Annotated in this window: 3 protein-coding genes; 2 read left to right on the top strand and 1 reads right to left on the bottom strand. The window is 36.5% G+C overall.

The features are described from left to right. Window positions 1-175 precede the first annotated feature (175 nt). A complete protein-coding gene (locus ACIQ2X_RS14165; RefSeq protein ID WP_396179591.1) occupies window positions 176-1,993 on the bottom strand; it encodes a gliding motility-associated C-terminal domain-containing protein in 1,818 nt (605 codons plus the stop codon). A 121-nt stretch (window positions 1,994-2,114) separates the two neighbouring features. Between ACIQ2X_RS14165 and ACIQ2X_RS14160 the strand changes: the two genes are divergently transcribed. Together ACIQ2X_RS14160 and ACIQ2X_RS14155 are read left to right on the top strand one after the other, a co-directional pair. Next, the gene (locus ACIQ2X_RS14160; protein ID WP_396179590.1) at window positions 2,115-3,092 is read left to right on the top strand and encodes a GNAT family N-acetyltransferase; all 978 of its coding nucleotides are present in this window, start codon (window positions 2,115-2,117) and stop codon (window positions 3,090-3,092) included. Between the two features lie 87 nt (window positions 3,093-3,179). Further along, window positions 3,180-4,288, top strand: a 1,109-nt coding sequence (locus tag ACIQ2X_RS14155; protein ID WP_396179589.1) for a DegT/DnrJ/EryC1/StrS family aminotransferase, incomplete at its 3' end; no start/stop codon positions are given.

The following is a 4,288-nucleotide window of genomic DNA, read 5'->3' as shown; positions in this document are numbered from 1 at the left end:
TAAATGTCTTATTTTAAAAATTTAAATCTTTTTGCCACGGATTGTACAGATGAACACAGATTGCTTAGTCTCATAGATTAAAAATCCTTTTAATCTTTTTAATCTGTGGCAAAAGCACTTGGTAATAATTGCGACAATATAACTTTCTTCTTACTTAGTATTGGTTTTTATAAGATTAATTCGTAACGTGAATAAATCCGGTCAAGGCTTTTTCGTAATCGGGATCGTTTAAATGTAAAATGTAGTAGTAAGTTCCCGGAGTAACTTTGTCACCCATAATTCGGGTTCCTTTATTGGCAAATCCGTTCCAGTCGTCGGTTTGGTTCGTTCCTTCCCAAATCAGATTTCCCCAACGATTGAATATTTCTAATTTAAAATTGGTAAAAATATTGCGTAATCCTTCGATGAAAAAAGTGTCGTTAGCCCCGTCGTTATTGGCGGTAACCAAATTGTAAACTTTTGGCGGACAGTTTTTTATTTGCAATGTAAAAGGAATAATATGAAAGCAAAATTCGGTGTTGACACGAATAAAAACCTCTTGTGGCGAAGAAACGGACTCAAAGCTAGCTAAGTTTGTAATGGCATTTTGCTCCAAAACGGCATCCATACGGCTTTGATAAAACCGCACCTCGTTGTCAGGATTGTTTTTTACCACCTCTTCGTAAATGGTCAAATCAAAAATACCTTTTCCAAAACCCAAATTACAGGATTTTAAAGCTTCTAAAACGGGTGAAATTGGAGCAGTGTAAAACGACACAAGCTTCGAAAAAGTATTATTATTTTCATTCAATTCTTTTTGAATTCCAACGTCATTTGCATCTTGATCGACTATAAAAATTAACGAAAAATCAGAAGCCACGCTTTCTGGAATCGTAAGGGTAATCACACCGCTTTCGCTTTCGCCTATCGGAATGGCATTTTGCGTAGCAAAAGTGGTAACATAAATGCCATTGGCAAATACACTCACCGGAATTACAGCGGGTAAAACATCCGTACTATTGGTATTGTAAACCGTATAATTCACCGTAATAGTTCGGGAATTGCATTCGATTTCAGGTGTTTCAAAACTAATCGTAGCATCCGGTAGCTGATTATTTAATTTTGAAATTACTGTCGTAATCATTACAAAATCTTGTTGTGAAACAAGCTGAATAGTCGCGGTGGGATTGCCAATTTGAATAAAACTTTCAATGTCGTACACATCCAAATCCATGTTGTAAAGTTCGTTAGAGCCCGTAAAACTATTGGTACTGTTAAATGCATTATTCAATGGATTAATGGCGTTGGTCAAGTCAAAACCGTTGAACTTAAAAAATTCATTGTTTGCCAAAGTAGAATCGCCTTCCCAGGCAATGAAACCTAATTTCGCACCCAAATTATCCACAACATTCATGTCGTTTAGCGTTAAGGTCAACGAGTTTTGACTCACAGAAACTGCCTGAAGACCGTCGTAAACATTGAGTTGATTAACGGGTAAAAGATTGTTTTTATAAATAATTAAAATGGCCCAACCTCCAAAGTTGGTTCGATTGGTACAATATCCAGGAGCTAAAATCGCGCTTTGCAAATCCAATTCTGATACCGTGTAAAGTCCGTTTCCTGTGGCTTGAACTATCGAAGTAACATCTGCATAAGCCGAAAAATAGTTCAAATTATTTCTGAAAATGGGAAAATTTCGACTGGATTTAACAACTTGTCCGTTTAATTTAATTTCAAAATCGCCCGTTCCAGAGCCCGCCCAATAGATGTATGCTTTTTCGATTTGATCGGTAGGTTGTAAATTCAAACTTTCCGACGAAGTGTTGGCAATGGTACAAAAAGTGTAGGGATTGTTTTCTAACGGATTCAACGTATTTCCAACAACTGTAAAGTCGTATCGACCGTTAAATTGTTCCCACAACGCAACATTCTGACTCCAACAAAATGCGGTGGTAAGCCAAAGTAAAATGCAATAAATAAACGAATTAGAAGTTTTCACAGAATAATGCATCATTTAAAAGTTTAAAGATACTATTATTTGTCAAACTCAAAAGCATGAATTCTACGGAATTTTGACGCGTCTTTGGCTTCTATTCCTAAAAAAATCAGTAATTTTCGGCATTTAAAGGAGTATTGTGAAAAATTATACCGTTCGGCTGTACCAAAAAAACGATTTTGAAGCTTGGAATGCTTTTATTGGCAAAGCAAAAAATGCTACATTTTTATTTCATCGCAATTTTATGGAATACCACAACGACCGATTTCAAGATTATTCATTAATTATAGAAGATGATAAAAAATGGATTGCTGTTTTACCCGCAAACAGAGTTGACAATCAGGTTTTTTCGCATCAAGGCTTGACGTATGGTGGTTTGATTTATGATACAAAATTAAAATTAACGGCGGTTTTAGAAGTATTTAGAACTGTTTTAATTTTTTTAGAGTCGCAGAATTGTTCCAAACTACAAATTAAATTAGTTCCTCCTTTTTATTCGGACGTGGCAGCCGAAGAACTGAACTACGCTTTGTTTTTGGCTGAGGCCAAATTAATTCGTAGAGATACCTGTGCCGTAATCAATTTGCAACGCAATTATACCATTTCGAAAGACCGACTTCGAGGCGTTGCCAAAGGCAAAAAATTTAGTTTAGAGGTGAGAGAAGAACCTAATTTTGAATTGTTTTGGAAGGAAGTTCTAATACCCAATCTCGCCGAAAATCACCAAGCAAAACCCGTTCATTCTTGGGAAGAAATAGCTCAATTGCATCACTATTTTCCCAACAATATCAGACAATTTAATGTGTATCACAATAACAAAATTGTCGCAGGAACCACTATTTTTGAAAGTAAAAATGTGGCTCATTCCCAATATATTTCTGGAAATTCGGATAAAAATACTTTGGGAAGCGTGGATTATTTGCATGATTTTTTATTAAACACTGTTTTTAAGGAAAAAAAGTTTTTTGATTTTGGAATTTCCAATGAAGATCAAGGAAAGAATCTCAACGAAGGACTTTGTTATTGGAAAGAAAGTTTTGGTGCAAATATCGCGGTACACGATTTTTATGAAGTTTCAACCGCTAATTATAGTCTTTTAGAAAACGTTTTGGTATGAAACGAGCATAACGGAAATGCGAGGTTAGCCCCGATGAAGAATAATGCGAATTACATATGACCAATAAAAAACAATAAATATCAACATATGATAAAATTTCTCGATTTACAAAAAATAAATGCACCTCACGAAGCATTGTTTCAAGAAAAATTAAAAACTTTTTTGAACAAAGGCTGGTATATTTTAGGAAATGAAGTCGAAATTTTTGAAAAAAACTTTGCCCACTATTGCGGCACAAAATATTGCATTGGAGTCGCCAATGGTTTAGACGCACTAACTTTAATTTTTAGAGGTTACATCGCACTCGGAAAATTGCAAAAAGGCGATGAAGTTATTGTTCCTGCCAATACCTACATTGCCAGTATTTTGGCCATTTTAGAAGCGGGATTAATTCCGATTCTTGTAGAACCCGATGAAATAACCTTTAATCTCAATCCGAAATTAATTCCAAATCAAATTTCGCCTAAAACCAAAGCCATTTTAGTCGTTCATTTATACGGACAGTTGGCAGATATGCAACAAATTAACGCGATTGCGGAAGCACATAATTTACTGATAGTTGAAGATGCTGCACAGGCACACGGTTGTCACTTGTCAGTTGGGAGTAATGAGTTGGGAGTCGGTATTAGCCAGTTCGGAGTTGAAAATGAGCAGCAGTCCAAGCTCCTCTCCTTATCGAAAGCCCCTTCTTTGGAGGGGTTGGGGAGGCTTGGGGTTGGGGGAGGATTTGGCGGAGGCTCCGCTTACAGCTTTTACCCTTCCAAAAATCTCGGCGCTTTAGGCGATGCTGGGGCAATTACGACCAACGATGCTGAACTTGCAAAAGTGCTTTTTTCATTGCGAAATTACGGATCCGAAGTGAAGTATCACAATGATTATATGGGGGTCAATTCGCGTTTGGACGAACTGCAAGCCGCTTTTTTGAATGTGAAATTACCGCATTTGGATCAGGAAAATAAACGCCGAAGGAAAATTGCCCAACGCTATCTTTCCGAAATTAAAAACCCAAAAATCGGTTTGCCCTTTTACGATAATTCACAAAATCACGTCTTTCATTTGTTTGTGATTCGCACAAAAAACCGAACCGAATTGCAAAATTATTTGACGGAAAACGGCATTCAAACGCAAATTCATTATCCCATACCGCCTCATAAGCAAAAAGCTTTGAAGGACTTTAATCATTTGTCTTTTCCCAT

The organism is Flavobacterium sp. (assembly GCF_044368625.1).
GTDB lineage: Bacteria > Bacteroidota > Bacteroidia > Flavobacteriales > Flavobacteriaceae > Flavobacterium.
This window is presented reverse-complemented; position numbering and strand designations above follow the sequence as displayed.